The 13904-nt window shown below is 66.7% G+C and carries 15 protein-coding genes; 9 read left to right on the top strand and 6 right to left on the bottom strand.

Going from position 1 to position 13904, the window contains the following annotated elements:
* Position 1: 1 nt before the first annotated feature.
* Together BMX17_RS09230 and BMX17_RS09225 are read left to right on the top strand one after the other, a co-directional pair.
* Positions 2 to 877 carry an alpha/beta fold hydrolase gene (locus BMX17_RS09230; protein ID WP_092659250.1) on the top strand — a complete coding sequence of 292 codons (876 nt, stop codon included), beginning with the start codon at positions 2 to 4 and terminating at the stop codon, positions 875 to 877.
* 51 nt (positions 878 to 928) lie between these two features.
* Entirely contained in the window at positions 929 to 1450 is a 522-nt protein-coding gene (locus BMX17_RS09225; protein WP_092659248.1) for an Lrp/AsnC family transcriptional regulator, read from the top strand.
* A gap of 26 nt (positions 1451 to 1476) precedes the next feature.
* On the opposite strand, the gene BMX17_RS09220 is transcribed toward BMX17_RS09225, so the two are convergent.
* Genes BMX17_RS09220 through BMX17_RS09210 form a run of 3 tightly spaced genes read right to left on the bottom strand, consistent with a single transcriptional unit; the run spans position 1477 to position 4364 of the window.
* Positions 1477 to 1923: a MaoC/PaaZ C-terminal domain-containing protein gene (locus BMX17_RS09220; protein ID WP_092659246.1), complete on the bottom strand. Its 447-nt coding sequence runs from the start codon at positions 1921 to 1923 to the stop codon at positions 1477 to 1479.
* Positions 1920 to 2405, bottom strand: a complete 486-nt coding sequence (locus BMX17_RS09215) for a PaaI family thioesterase (protein ID WP_244514967.1) — start codon at positions 2403 to 2405, stop codon at positions 1920 to 1922. The genes BMX17_RS09220 and BMX17_RS09215 overlap by 4 nt, the downstream gene beginning before the upstream one ends.
* A complete protein-coding gene (locus tag BMX17_RS09210; protein ID WP_092659244.1) occupies positions 2406 to 4364 on the bottom strand; it encodes a 3-hydroxyacyl-CoA dehydrogenase/enoyl-CoA hydratase family protein in 1959 nt (652 codons plus the stop codon). It abuts the gene before it with no gap.
* A 287-nt stretch (positions 4365 to 4651) separates the two neighbouring features.
* Here BMX17_RS09210 and BMX17_RS09205 point away from each other — a divergent pair, with 287 nt between their 5' ends.
* Genes BMX17_RS09205 through BMX17_RS09195 form a run of 3 tightly spaced genes read left to right on the top strand, consistent with a single transcriptional unit; the run spans position 4652 to position 7214 of the window.
* Positions 4652 to 5647 (top strand): hypothetical protein, encoded by a 996-nt coding sequence (locus BMX17_RS09205; protein WP_092659242.1) that lies wholly within the window; start codon positions 4652 to 4654, stop codon positions 5645 to 5647.
* The gene (locus tag BMX17_RS09200) at positions 5644 to 6060 is read left to right on the top strand and encodes a Zn-ribbon domain-containing OB-fold protein (protein WP_092659240.1); all 417 of its coding nucleotides are present in this window, start codon (positions 5644 to 5646) and stop codon (positions 6058 to 6060) included. Before BMX17_RS09205 ends, BMX17_RS09200 begins: the two co-directional genes overlap by 4 nt.
* On the top strand, positions 6057 to 7214 hold the full coding sequence (locus BMX17_RS09195; RefSeq protein ID WP_092659238.1) for a thiolase family protein: 1158 nt from the start codon (positions 6057 to 6059) through the stop codon (positions 7212 to 7214). Before BMX17_RS09200 ends, BMX17_RS09195 begins: the two co-directional genes overlap by 4 nt.
* A gap of 11 nt (positions 7215 to 7225) precedes the next feature.
* Here the strand turns inward: BMX17_RS09195 and BMX17_RS09190 are convergent, their stop codons facing one another.
* From BMX17_RS09190 to BMX17_RS09180, 3 genes are all read right to left on the bottom strand, one after another.
* Complete coding sequence (locus BMX17_RS09190; protein WP_092659236.1) at positions 7226 to 7945, bottom strand: hypothetical protein; 720 nt, start codon at positions 7943 to 7945, stop codon at positions 7226 to 7228.
* Between the two features lie 133 nt (positions 7946 to 8078).
* Positions 8079 to 8357, bottom strand: coding sequence for a UPF0058 family protein (locus tag BMX17_RS09185; RefSeq protein ID WP_092659234.1), 279 nt, complete (start codon positions 8355 to 8357; stop codon positions 8079 to 8081).
* A 165-nt stretch (positions 8358 to 8522) separates the two neighbouring features.
* Positions 8523 to 8738 carry a ribbon-helix-helix domain-containing protein gene (locus BMX17_RS09180; protein WP_092659232.1) on the bottom strand — a complete coding sequence of 72 codons (216 nt, stop codon included), beginning with the start codon at positions 8736 to 8738 and terminating at the stop codon, positions 8523 to 8525.
* A 224-nt stretch (positions 8739 to 8962) separates the two neighbouring features.
* Between BMX17_RS09180 and BMX17_RS09175 the strand changes: the two genes are divergently transcribed.
* The 4 genes from BMX17_RS09175 (at position 8963) to BMX17_RS09160 (ending at position 13904) form a co-directional block, all read left to right on the top strand.
* A complete protein-coding gene (locus BMX17_RS09175) occupies positions 8963 to 9559 on the top strand; it encodes a molybdopterin-dependent oxidoreductase (protein WP_092659230.1) in 597 nt (198 codons plus the stop codon).
* Positions 9560 to 9649: 90 nt separating this feature from the next.
* The gene (locus tag BMX17_RS09170) at positions 9650 to 10993 is read left to right on the top strand and encodes an isochorismate synthase (RefSeq protein ID WP_092659228.1); all 1344 of its coding nucleotides are present in this window, start codon (positions 9650 to 9652) and stop codon (positions 10991 to 10993) included.
* Positions 10990 to 12768, top strand: coding sequence for a 2-succinyl-5-enolpyruvyl-6-hydroxy-3-cyclohexene-1-carboxylic-acid synthase (menD, locus tag BMX17_RS09165; protein ID WP_092659225.1), 1779 nt, complete (start codon positions 10990 to 10992; stop codon positions 12766 to 12768). The genes BMX17_RS09170 and menD overlap by 4 nt, the downstream gene beginning before the upstream one ends.
* A 71-nt stretch (positions 12769 to 12839) precedes the next feature.
* Positions 12840 to 13904 carry a thiamine ABC transporter substrate-binding protein gene (locus tag BMX17_RS09160; protein ID WP_092659223.1) on the top strand — a complete coding sequence of 355 codons (1065 nt, stop codon included), beginning with the start codon at positions 12840 to 12842 and terminating at the stop codon, positions 13902 to 13904.

Raw genomic sequence — 13904 nt, 5'->3', positions numbered from 1 at the left:
GATGAGCGAGACGCGCTACACACACGAGGAGTGGTCCAGTGAGCAAAGCGAGGCGTCCGTCACGGTCGACGGCCACGACCTGTCGGTCGCCTTCTTCGATTCGGCCGACGAGGGCGAGGCCGACACGGCGAACGACGATCCACCAGTGGTCTTCCTGCACGGCATCCCGACGTGGTCGTACCTCTGGCGGGACGTGGCCCCGGCGGTCGCCGAAGCCACGGATCGCCGGGTGGTCGTCCCCGATATGCTCGGGTACGGGAACTCGGCGATGCACGACGGGTTCGACCGGTCGGTCAGGGTACAGGAGGTGATGCTCCGGGACCTGCTCGACGAACTCGAGATCGACGAGTTCGCGCTGGTCGCCCACGACATCGGCGGCGGCGTGGCGGTCCGGTACGCCGCCCACCGGCCCGGCGAGGTGACCGATCTGGTGATGGCCAACGCGGTGTGTTACGACTCCTGGCCCGTCGAGTTCATCTCGAATCTCGGCCTGCCGGACACGGCCGAACAGGACCCCGAGGAGTTCCAGGCGATGCTCGACGGGGCTTTCCGGCAGGGGCTCTACGACGACGATGTCGACGAGACGTTCGTCGAGGGAATCGCCGCGCCGTGGACGACCGAGCCCGGGCAGGTCTCGCTCAGTCGGAACGCGGTCGCGACCAACACCAACCACACGACCGAGATCGACTACGGCGAGATCGCGGCCGACCTGCTCTGTCTCTGGGGTGGGCAGGACGTGATGCAACCCCTGGCGTACGGTGAACGGTTGGCCGAAGAGGTCGGCGGCGACGTGATCGAACTCGACGCCTACCACTGGGTCGTCGAGGACCGCCCCGAGCGGTTCGCCGAGGAAGTATCGCAGTTTATCGCCAAGTGAAAAGGGTAAAATGAACGTACAAACCACCACTCAAACGATGGAGGGAGACGGATGAGCGCCGAACAGAATCCACCGGACTGGGAGTTCAAAGAACGGGACGTACTGATACTGCGGGAGCTATCGCGGGACCCACAGCTGTCCTCGCGTGACCTGGCGCGCATCCTCGAGACCGAACACGACATCGAGGTGTCTCACGTCACCGTCAGCGAGTCGATTCGCGGGATGCGCGAGGAAGGCGTCTTCCGCGAGGCGATCATCCCCAACGAGGAGTACTTCATCTTCGGGATGTTCGAGTTCAAAATCAACCCCGAGCAGTTCGAGGAGGGGTGGCGCGACGCCATGGAGTACATCCGTGACTCGCCCAACACCCTGATGTACTTCCTCTCGGACGGCGAGTACCAGTGGAAGTCGGTCATGATGTTCCCCGACCGCCAGACCGAGTCCAAGTGGATCCACGACTTCTACAAGGAACACGGCCACGTCGTCCACAACATCCGCAACTCCGTGGTCCACAACGTCCTCAAGTTCCGGACCGATCCGGAGATTCTGGAGACGCTCCACGAAGAGGACTGACGATCCGCAGGTGCCGCTCTTTCGCGTCAGGTCACCAGCGACAGCATCTCACAGGACAACACGGTGTCGCCGTTCTGCGTGACGACCTCGATGTCGTACCGGACGACGCCGGTCGCGACCGGATGGTCGCGTTCCTCTTTGTCCAGCACCTCGATCTCGACGTGGATCGTGTCGCCGATGAACGTCGGCCCGACGAACCGCACCTCGTCGATGCCGTAGAACGCGACGACGGCGTCGCGCTCTGTCTCCGACCGGGACTGCCAGAGCAGGCCCGTCGCGACCGAGAACACCAGCATCCCGTGAGCGATCCGCTCGCCGAAACTCGACTCGGCCATCGTCTCGGCGTCGGTGTGGAGGTGGTTGAAGTCGCCGCTGACGCCGGCGAAGTTCATCACGTCCGCTTCGGTGATCGTCCGTGCCTGCGTCTCGCGCTGTTCCCCGATCTCGACCGTCTCGAAGTAGCTCTCTGTCATAGTGAACTGTCCGTGAAGAGTCGATACGTCGTCGCGCCGATGGCAACCACTTTGCGGTCGCCCTCGTCGGTCTCGCCGGTGACGGTGACGCGGGTGACGCCGGTCGACGTACCCGAGCGGATGACTTCGGCCTCGACCTCGACGTCCGAGGTCGCCGGTCGGACGTACTTCACGTCCAGATCCGTCGTCGCGAGCGTCGTCTCCATCGGGTCGTCCATCGTGGTTCGGAGCGCGAAGGCGCTACAGGTGTCGATCAGCGTGGCCGTCACGCCACCGTGGATCGTCCCCGTCACCCAGTTGGCGAGTTTCTCCTGGTAGGGGAGGTGCATGACCGCCCGGCCCTCCTCCAGGTCCTCGACCGTGATATTCAGCCACGAGAGGTAGCCGTGGTTCTCCAGCACGTACGCGGCCACCTCCGCGCTGGGCGCGTCCGGGTCGATATCCATCGGCCCCTCGGGCCCGTCGTCACCGTCTTCGGCCATCTACTTGCCCTCGAACTCTGGGTCGCGGTCCTCGGCGAACGCGGAGGTGCCTTCGAGCACGTCCTCGGTGCTCAGGAGGAGGCCGAAGCTCTGGCTCTCCATGGTGAGCGCGGCCTCCAGACTCGCGTCCTCGCCGCGGTTCATGACCTTCTTGGCGTAGTCCAGCGCGACCGGCGGCCCCTCGACGATGTCGTCGACGAACTCGGCACACACGTCCTCGAACTCGTCGGCCCCGACGGCCCGGTTGATGAGCCCCCAGTCCTCGGCGCGCTCGGCGGAGATGCGCTCGCCCCGGAAGACCAGTTCTTTCGCGCGGGCCTCGCCGATCATCCGCATCGTGCGCTGGGTGCCACCACCGCCCGGCAGGAGTCCGAGGTTGATCTCGGGGAAGCCGAACTCCGAATCCGTGGTGGCGATCCGGAGGTCACACGCGAGGGCGAGTTCGTGGCCACCGCCCAGACAGAAGCCGTCGATCTTGGCGATGGTGGGCTTGGGGAAGTCGTTGACCGTCTCGAACATCGAGGTGATGGTGCCACGCTCCCAGGGTTTCGCGCCGGCGAAGCCGCCGATGTCCGCGCCGGCACAGAACGCACGGTCGCCAGCACCCTCGAAGGTGACCACGCGGACCGCCTCGGGGTCCGCGTTGTTCAGGACGTGTTCGATCTCGTCCATCAGGTCCTCGTTCAGGGCGTTCATCCGCTCGGGCCGGTCGAGTTCGATCGCGAGGACTTCGTCGTCTTCGAGGACGTTCAGCGTGCGGTACTCGCGGTCGCCGTCGTCGCCGCCGTACTCGTAGAAGCCCTGGCCGGCGTCTTCGCCGGTGTGACCGTTGTTGACGAGTTCGACGAGGTAGTCGGCGGGCTCGTACCGGTCGGCTTCGGTCTGTTCGTGCAGGGTCTCCAGCTTGTCGAGGACCTGCTCCAGTCCGATCTTGTCCGCCCGCCGGCACGGCCCTTCGGGGAAGCCCGCGCCCAGGCGCATCCCGGTGTCGATGGCGTCGGGCGTGGCCACGTCGTTGCCGATGAGCTTGGCGGCCTCGTTGACCATCCGGCCCTCGATGCGGAGCCAGTCGAAGTCCTCGGACACGTCCTCGTGGCCGTAGTCCGCGCCGTCACCGTCCTCGTAGTCGTAGTAGCCCTTGCCCGTCTTCTGGCCGAGTTCGTCGGCCTCGACCTTCTCCTCGACGATGGGCGGGACCGGCTTGCCGGCTTCCTTCCGGACGTGGTAGCCGATGTCGATGCCAGTCAGATCGCCGAGCTCGAAGGGGCCCATCGGGTAACCCCGCTCGTGGACCATCGTAGCGTCGGCCTCGCGGATCGTGGCTTCGTCGGCGCTGACCATCCAGCCGGCCTCGTCGCCGAACGGACCCAGCACCGAGTTGACGACGAAGCCGTTCACGTCCTTCCGGACGTAGATCGGCGTCTTGTCGATGGACTCGACGAAGTCGTAGGTCGTCTCGGCGGTCTCGTCGGTGGTCTCCTCGCCGTAGATGACTTCGACGAGGTCCATCTTCACCGGCGGATTGAAGAAGTGCATCCCGACGACCTTCTCGGGTTTGTCGGTGGCCGTCGCGATCTCCGTGATCGACAGCGAGGAGGTGTTCGAGGCGAGGATGGCGTCCTCGGGTGTGAACTCGGTGAGGTCGCCGTAGATCTCCTTTTTCAGCTCCATCTGCTCGGGCGCGGCCTCGATCACGAGGTCCACGTCCTCGACGGCGGTCTCCAGATCGACCTCGGTGTCGATCCGGGCCATCACGTCGTCGGGGTCCTCGTCGACGATGCCCTTCTCGGACAGCTTCTCGAGGCTCCACTGGATGTCCTCGTAGCCCTCGTCGACGATCTCCTGTTCGATGTCCCGCATCACCACGTCGTAGCCGGCGATGGCGACGACCTCTGTGATGCCGTGCCCCATGTTTCCGGCGCCGAGCACTGCGACTCGCTCGATGTCGTCAACTGACATGCGGGGTAGCTGTACCCCCACCGGTATAACTCCACCGGAGCAGTGGAACAGTGTTAGATTAATTCAGAAGCCACTCGTCTGTCGTAAAGTAGAGAGGGGTGAGCAGGTGATCGTGTTAAGACCTGCCTGGTACACCGGGTACGGGTTGCAACCCAACAATGCCTTCCAACGTTTGGTATATATGCTTTTCGTCTTCCATCGGAAGGAATTACTACCAGGCCTTCGTGGAGCGTTAATGGTATGTACTGGCAACACAGATCCGGTCCGGTCGCCGTGAGGTGGTCGAAATGGTCGTGATCGACGGACACGGCGGCTACGTGCCGCTGTATCGCGTCGACAGGAGCGAAGTGGCCGCCCAGCACGGCGGCCGGGGCCGTGGCGAGAGCGCCGTGCCGGCCCGCGACGAGAACCACGTCACGATGGCCTGTGAGGCCGCCGACAACGCGCTCGCGCGCAGCGGCGTCGAGGGCGGCAACCTCGGTGCCGTCGTCACTGCGAGCGTGAGCGATCCCTTCGCCGAACACGGGATCGCGGCCCACGTCGCCGCTCGACTCGGTGCCACCGGTGGCGTGCGCACGACCGACCTGCGCGGGAGTCGATGCGCGGCCACAGACGCGCTTGCGACGGCCCAGGAGTTCGTGGCCGCGAACGACGCGCCGGTTCTGGTCGTCGGCGTGGACGTACTCCCCGCAGACCCCGAGAGCGACGAGGTGGCCGAAGCCGGCGCTGGCGCGGGTGCGGTCGTTCTCCGTCCGGAGGCCGACAGTCCCGCCGCCGAGTTCGCCGGAGTCGGTCAGGAGACGACCGGATTCGTCGAACACCACCGCCGGCACGGCGAGGCCGGCGAGACCGGCGACGCCAAGTTCGAGAGCCGGCACGGCGTCGGCGAGGCCGCACCTGCGGCCACGGAGCGGGCGCTCGACGGGGCGACGCCCGCGAAAGCCGTCGCCGCGGCTCCGAGTGACCGACTCGCCGGGGCCGCCCTCGGTGGCGTCGACGTCGAACAGGTATCGACTCGCGACCGGGTCGGTGACGCTGGCGCGGCCGCCGCGGTGCTGGATCTGGCGCATCTGCTGGAGACTACAGAGGCCGGTGAGACCGCGCTCGTCGTCGCGTACGGCGCGGGCGGTGCCGGTGCGGTCGCACTGGAGACCGCCGAGGGCGTCGGGACCGCCGACGCGAAGTCGGTCGCCACCTACCTCGACGCCAGCGAGGAGACGACCTACGCGAAACACCTGGAGTACCGCGAACCCGTCGAGTACGAGGGGGTGAAGACGCCATGAGCGGCCCCCGCTACGAGCGGACCAGACGCCAGGACCAGCACCTCATCGGCTTCGAGTGCCAGGCCTGTGGCTGGGTCTCCTTCCCCGAGGAGAAACGAACCTGCAAGCGCTGTGGGGACGCCCCGGCCGAGATGACGGAGGTACAACTGCAGGAACGGGGCGAGATCCAGACCTTCGTCGTCCAGCAGTACCTCCCGGACGACATCGAGACGCCCCAGCCCGTGGCCATCGTCGACCTGCCACAGGCGGGCGAGGGCGAACCGGCACGTGCGTACGGCCTGCTGACCGAGACCGACCTCGAGGAGATCGACGTAGGTACCGAGGTGGTCGCGCGCTTCCGCGAGCTGTTCAGCGACGGCGAGCGCCCGATCAACTCGTTCAAGTTCAGCGTTCCGCGGGAGGAGAAAGCATGACGGACCCACACGTCGTCGGCGCGGGGATGATCGACTTCGGCGAACTGTACGAGCAGAGCTTCGACGACCTGCTCGAATCGGCGTACCTCTCGCTCATCGAGAACGTCGACAAGGGCGTCGACCCCAGCGACATCGACGCCGCCTGGTACGGCACCATCGACATCGCCAACGAGGGCTCCTCGGGCTCGGCGGTCGCCCACGCCACCGGCCTGTTCGAGACGCCGATCACCCGCGTCGAGAACGCCTGTGCGACCGGCAGCGACGCCTTCCGCAACGCCGCGCAGGCCGTCAAGGCCGGCGACGCCGAGGTCGCACTGGTCATCGGCGCGGAGAAGATGACCGACTCCACCGAGGGGCTGATCGCCAGCGCCGCCCTCGAACGGCTCTGGCGCGGCCGGGGCGTCACCATGCCCGCCTACTTCGGGATGCGCGCGACCCGCCACCTCGAGGAGTACGAGACCACCCGCGAGCAGATCGCCGAGATCAGCGTCAAGAACCACGAGAACGGGACGAAGTACCCCCACGCCCACCAGCAGTTCGAGTGTTCGGTCGAGGACGTGAAGGAGTCCCCGACGGTCTCCTACCCCCTCAATCTCTACGACTGCTGTCCGGTCACCGACGGGGCCTCGGCGGTGCTGGTGACCAGCGAGGACCGCGCCCGCGAGTTCACCGACGACCCGATCCGGGTCGCGGGCTACGGCCTCGCCAGCGACACCTTCCAGCGGGGCGCGCCCGAGGCGCTGACGAACTTCCCGGCCACGCGACAGGCCTCCAGCCAGGCGTACGAGCGGGCCGGCCTCGGTCCCGAGGATGTCGACGTGGCCGAGGTCCACGACTGTTTCTCCATCACTGAGCTGATCACCTACGAAGACCTCGGGTTCTGTGAAGAAGGGAAGGGCGGCCAGTTCGTCGAGGAGGGCCGACCCCACCTCGACGGCGACAAACCGGTCAACCCCTCGGGCGGCCTGCTCTCGAAGGGCCACCCCATCGGCGCGACCGGCGTCGCTCAGATCGCCGAGATCTTCGAGCAGTTGCGCGGTGAAGCCGGTGCCGTGCAGGTCGACGAACCGGAGGTCGGCCTCCAGCACAACATCGGCATCGGCCGCAACGCGACCGGCGCGGTCTCCTGTGTGAACGTTCTGGAACGGCCCTGAGACGCGGCGTCTCAGGTTTCGAGCGGCTCGGGTTCGGGCACCGTCGGCACGGTCTCGTTGTAGTCGGTGAACCAGGTCACCATCGTCGCGCGGCCGATCTCGGATCGGTGCCGGAACTTGAGCGTCATCTCGACCCGCTGGATGCGGTGTGTGGTCCGGTTCACGTGCATCTCGTAGGAGCGGTCCAGTACCGTCACCGACGCGGCCCGCTCGATCCCGTTTCCGGGCTGGTCGGCCAGGATTCCGGCGAGCGTGCTGTTTCGCGGAGCCAGTTCCAGCTGGTAGGTCAGCCGGCCGTTCGTCCGTGCCCGCTGGAGATCGGTCACCTGCGTGTCGCTCAGGCGAGAGGCCTGGGCGCGTGCGGGGTCGCTCACCGCGGCGGATTCGTCGGACACCGGCTCCCAGCCGTCACTGGTGTTGCGGTAGACCCGGTCGCCGACGGCGTGGGTGGTGTAGTTGCTGTCCGTGCTGTAGACGCTCGCGGTCGCCGTGGATCGGTTGACCAGCGTCGTCACGTTCGTGAACGTACGGTTCGCGCCGATCGATACGTCCATGTTCGTGACCGCTCGGTAACTCTCGACGGCCGCCATCGCGTCGAGCGTGTCTGACTGGGCCGAAACCGCCTGCTCGCCGACCGACGTGGCCCCCGTTCCGGGGACGATGCCGACACTGCTGACGAGGACGACGAGCGTCAACAGGGCGGTGAGTGTCGCGTGGTGGAGGGACGCCATCTCGTTCGAGACAACCACACTCGGAGGTCATCAACCCATTGGTTCCCGAACAAATTCAACGAACGGGAACGTTCCCGTCGTTTCAGGGCGCGATGCGACTCGCCGGGGATGCGTCCCGCCCGACGTGTCCGGCTCAGAGTTTGCTCTCGGCGTCCTCGGCGAGCTCCTTCATCCGCTTGCCGATCCGTCCGGCGTCGGAAAACTCGTCTTCGCTCATCGCGGTGGCCAGCGCGTTCCCGAGGACGAAGACGGCGTGTTTGTGTTCGCTTTTCGATTTGTGTACGTCGTTGGGCGTCACGTCGAGTTCCTCGTACGGGTCGAAAAGCTCCGAGTCCACGTCCTCCAGATCCGCAAAGTAATCTTTGATCTGCACCATGTGATCGTGCAGTTCGAGCAGTTCGTCTTTGTGCATCTATACTATGACATACGCAAAAGCACTGTTTAAGGGTTTTTGACAACCCGTGTCACAGGTCCGCATACGTCGCGGCGGGCGGGCCGAGCGAACACAGCGTCCACTTCCGGCCGAAGACGACGGGGCCGAGCCAGTGGCGGGCAGGTCCCGGCGACGCCGTCGATCTCAGAAGACGTACTCGTCGTCGTGTCCCATCATCCCGTCGTCTTCGAGCCCGGCCTCCTCGTCGTCGTCGACCGGACCGCTCGTCTTGTACGCCTTGATGCCGGTCGAGAGGAGATCTTCGATGGCTTCCTCGCGGTTCAGGAACTCCCCTTTCTCGACCAGCTGGGCGATCTGCATCTCGAGGTGCTCGGGGACGGTTATCTCTGCCTTCGGCATTTGAACGTCCGTGGTTTCGACTGAGGGGTATTTAACTCTGACGGGGGTTCTTCGGTTCGTGTAAAAGATATCATTATCATTCACAAACTTCTCTTTTCGGATACGGGCGTTTCGTTTCCAGAGACCGGCACTCGGATTCAGCAAACGGCAAGCGGCAGCCGAGTCGATACGTTCGACGGGCCGGAGCCGGCACGCATACGTAGCTGTGGGCCGTCAGGTCGGCTGTGCCTGTCACCGACGTTACGGACCTCTACGAGGAGTTCGGCGACGAGCGACTCCCGCCCGGCCAGCACGAGACCAGCGACTTCCCGGTCCTCTCGAAGGGGAACACGCCGTCGTTCGATCCCGACACGTGGACGTTCCGGGTCAGCGGCGCGGTCGAGGAGGAACTGGAACTGTCCTGGGAGGAATTTACCGGTCTCCCCAGCGTCACCCAGCGCCAGGACTTTCACTGTGTGACCGGCTGGAGCCGGTTCGACTGCGAGTTCACCGGCGTCCCGTTCCCCGAGCTGGCCGAGCGCGCGGGCGTCCACGACGACGCCTGCCACGTCATGTTCACCGCACTGGACGACTACACGACGGACCTGCCCCTCGAGGACTGTATGCGCGAGGAGGTGCTGTTCGCTTACGGGTTCGACGACGACGACCTGCCCGCCGACCACGGCGGTCCGCTCCGGGTCGTGACGCCACACAAGTACGCGTACAAGGGCGCGAAGTGGGTATGTGGTGTCGAGTTCCTGACCGAGCCCGAACGCGGATTCTGGGAGAAACGGGGCTACTCGGTTACGGCCGATCCGTGGGCCGAAGACCGGTACAGTTGATGGGCGAGCGCGGCGTGTGCAGGGCTGGCGACTCGTTCTCGCGCGCTGGAAGGACAGTCTCAAGAGGGACCAACCCTGAGAATTAGGGGAATGGAACCGGCCCAACGCGAGGAGAGAGTGGGTCCACGCGCGGGTGCGGTGCTGGTCAGCCGCTCCTGTGAGGTACCCGACGTGTCCTACCGGGCGTTCCTGGCCAGCCATCCGGCCCCGCGACTGCACTGGGCCGCGCCGGACGGGCTCGAAGTGGTCGGCAGCGGGGCGGCGGTGACGCTCACAGCGCACGGAACGGACCGGTTCGACAGACTCCGCGAGGACGCCGCGACGGTCTTTCGCGACGTGGACCGGACTGGCCCGGCCGAGACGCGCCCGCGATTCCTCGGCGGGCTGGCGTTCGACGGGACCCACGACCCGGCGCCGCCCTGGACGGGATTCCCCGCGGCGGCGTTCTCGCTCCCCGAAATCCAGGTGACCCGTGCCGACGGGACAACCTGGCTGACTGTCCGGGCGTACGGACGGGACGTGTCCCCCGACGACGTAACCGAGCGACTGGACCGAACCCGAGAGGACCTGGAGACGCTCCCGTCGATGTGTCCCAGCGGCGGGTCGCCGGGCGTCGAACGCACCGAAGTCACGCCCACCAAGGCCGAATGGACCACACAGGTCGAGCGGGCCATCGACCGAATCGCCGACGGGGACCTCCGGAAGGTCGTCCTCGCGACGGCCCTGTCGGTCGACCTCGCCGACGAGATCGACGTACCGGGCGTCCTCGAACGGCTCCGACGGACCTACCCGAACTGTTATCGGTTCCTCGTCCAGCCGACCGACGAGGCGGCCTTTTTTGGCCCGCCACCGGAACGGCTGGTGAAACGGACCGGCGATCGCGTCGAGACCGAGGCGCTGGCCGGGTCGGTCCCGCGGGGCGAGACTCCCGAGGAAGACGCCGATCACGCCCAGTCCCTGCTGGAGAGCGAGAAGCTCCAGCACGAACAACGGCTCGTCGTCGACGCCATCATGGACCAGCTCGAGCCGCTCGGCGAACCCGCCGAGGGCGAGCAGGGCGTCCGAAAACTCACGAACATCCAGCACCTCCAGACGCCCATCGAAGCGACGCTGTCTGGCGACGAACACGTCCTCACCATCGTCGAGGCGCTCCACCCGACGCCCGCCGTGGGCGGTCTCCCGCCGGGACGGGCGTGGGAGGTCATCCGCGACACGGAGACCTTCGAACGCGGCTGGTACGCCGCGCCCGTCGGCTGGTTCGACAGTGACGGCGACGGCGAGTTCGCCGTGGGCATCCGCTCGGGCGTCGTCGGCGGGCGACGGGCGACGCTGTTCGCCGGCAACGGCATCGTCGCCGATTCCGACCCCGACGAGGAGTGGGCAGAGGTCAAACACAAGTACCGCCCGATCCTCGACGAACTCGAACGAGAATGACCGCGCCCAACCGCAACACGCTGTGGGGCCGGGTGATCGCCGACGAACTCGCCGCGGCCGGCGTGTCGGGCGCGGTGCTCTCTCCCGGCAGTCGCTCCACACCGCTGACCGTCGCGATCGCCGACCACGACGGGATCGAGACCTTTTCTGTACTCGACGAGCGCTCGGCGGCGTTCTTCGCGCTCGGTCGGGCCCGTCGAACCGGCGAGCCGACCGCCGTCGTCTGTACCTCCGGGACCGCCGCCGCGAACTACCATCCCGCGGTGATCGAGGCCAGTCAGTCCCGTGTGCCGCTCCTGCTTCTGACGGCCGACCGTCCGCCGGAGCTCGCCGACAGCGGCGCCAACCAGACCGTCGATCAGGAGAAACTGTACGGCGACGCGGTCCGGTGGTACCGCACGCTCCCCGAACCCGAGCCACGGGACCGCAAACTCCGCTCGCTCCGGACGACGATCGACCGGGCCATCGGCGAGACCACCGGCGTCCCGGCCGGGCCTGTCCACCTCAACTGTCCGTTCCGGAAGCCGCTCGAACCAGTCGAGGTCGAAGGCGACGTGCCCGCGGACCTGGCCGAGCGCGCCCCCCTCGCGGTCGAGGGGCGGGACGGTCCCTTCGTCGAGCGAACCGCGGGCCGCCCGACGCTGACCGAGGGAGAGATCGAATCGGTCGCCGCGACACTCGACGCGGCCGACCGCGGCCTGCTCGTGGCCGGACCGTCCGACGCACCCACCCTCGACACCGACGCAGTGGCGGCCCTCGCCGCGGCGACCGGCTTCCCGATCCTGGCCGACCCGCTCTCGGGACTCAGGTTCGGCGACCACCTCGACCGCGAAGACGTGACCGTCTGTGGCGGTTACGACTCCTACCTCGACGGCGCGAGCGAGTGGCCCGAGCCCGAGGTCGTACTGCGGGCCGGCGCCTCGCCGACCTCGAAGGTCCTCCGGCAGTACCTCCGGGACCACGCCGACCGGCAGTTCGTCGTCGACCCGGCCGGCGGGTGGCGTGAGGCGGAGTTCACCGCGACCGACCACCTGGTGGCCGATCCCTCCCGGCTGGCGGCCGGGCTGGCGGCAGAGATCGGCGACGACGCGGCCGGTTCTACCACCGACCGCTACCGCGAGCGCTTCGCCGCCGCCGAGCGGGCGTACTGGGACCTGATCGACGACGCCCGCGCCGACGAAACCTTCGAGGGACAGGTGCTGGCGACGGTCGCCGAACGCGTCCCCGACCCCGCTACCATCTTCGTCTCGAACAGTATGCCCGTCCGCGATCTGGACCGGTTCGGTCGGCCACGGGCCGCCGATCTCACAGTGCTGGGCAACCGCGGTGCCAGCGGCATCGACGGGATCACCAGCACGGCACTGGGCGCGGGGAGCGCGACCGACGATCAGCTGGTGCTGGTCACCGGCGATCTGGCGTACTACCACGACACGAACGGCCTGCTCTCGATCGCCCGGTGTGGCGTGGACGCGACCATCGTCCTCGTGAACAACGACGGCGGTGGTATCTTCCACCTCCTTCCCATCGAGGACTTCGACCCGCCCTTTACCGAGCAGTTCCGGACGCCCCACGGACTGGACTTCGAGCCGACGGCGGACCTCTACGGGCTGGCGTTCCAGCGTGTGCGGCCCGACGACTTCGCCGACGCGTTCGAGCCGTCACAGGGAATGGACGGAACGCAGGTGATCGAGGTCGTCTTCGACGCCGAGGCGAGCCACCGGACGCGCGAGGCGATCCACACGCGGGCGGTCGATCAGGTGGAATCGGACCGCTGAGCGAGCGAGGCCGCCGAAACCGTCGATCACAAACGCCAGCGTCAAGTATGACCGGGTGTGACCACTGAGTAATGCAACGACGCACGTTTCTTTCGCGAGCGGGACTCGCGACGGCAGGACTCGCGGCGACGGCTGGGTGTATTGGCGACGCCCCGAACACAGGTTCTGGCGACGGGACACTGACGGTCGCGACGTACAGTTCGTTCACGGGCGAGGACACGGCGGGCAACTGGCTCAAGTCGGCCTTCGAGGAGGAACACTCCGACGCGACCGTCGAGTTTCAGACGCCGGAGAACGGGATCAATCGGTTCGTCCAGCGGAAGGCGTCGGGCGCGTCCATCGACGCCGACCTGTTCGTCGGGCTGAACACGGGCGAACTCGTCCGCGTCGACGAGCAACTCGACGAGCAGTTGTTCGCGACAGTCGAAGACAGCGTCGAGGGTGCGGACACGGTCGATCCGTCGCTGTCATTCGATCCCGAGGGCCGGGCGATCCCCTACGACACGGGATTCATCAGCCTGGTGTACGACGAGGACGCGGTCGACGCGCCCGGCACCTTCGACACATTGCTGGAACCGGCCTACGAGGACGGACTGATCGCCCAGAACGCCCAGCAGTCCGATCCCGGCCGCGCGTTCCTGCTGTGGACGATCAAGAACAAGGGACCCGAAGGGTACCTCGACTACTGGCAGGACCTGGTCGACAACGGCGTGCAAATCCTCTCCGATTGGCAACCGGCCTACCAGGCCTACACGAACGAGGAAGCGCCGATGGTCGTCTCCTACTCCACGGATCAGGTGTACTACCACGGCGAGGGCGTCGACATGTCGCGCCACCAGGTCGGGTTCCTGAACGATCAGGGCTACGCCAACCCCGAGGGAATGGCGCAGTTTGCCGACGCCGACGACCCGGAACTGGCCAAGGAGTTCATGTCCTTCGTCCTGAGCGAGGAGGCACAGAAGGAGATCGCGGTGCGGAACGTCCAGTTCCCGGCGGTCGAGGGCGTCGAACCGGGCGGTGACTTCAGTAAGTACGCACTCAGGCCGCCCGAGGCGGTAACGTACAACTACGACGAACTCGTCGGCAAGGTCGACGGCTGGATCGAGGAGTGGGCACGTCAGATCGCCAGCGCCTAG

The sequence above is a fragment of the Halorientalis persicus genome, assembly GCF_900110215.1.
GTDB lineage: Archaea > Halobacteriota > Halobacteria > Halobacteriales > Haloarculaceae > Halorientalis > Halorientalis persica.
The sequence above is the reverse complement of the archived record's forward strand: the minus strand, read 5'-3'. Positions and strand labels throughout refer to the sequence as shown.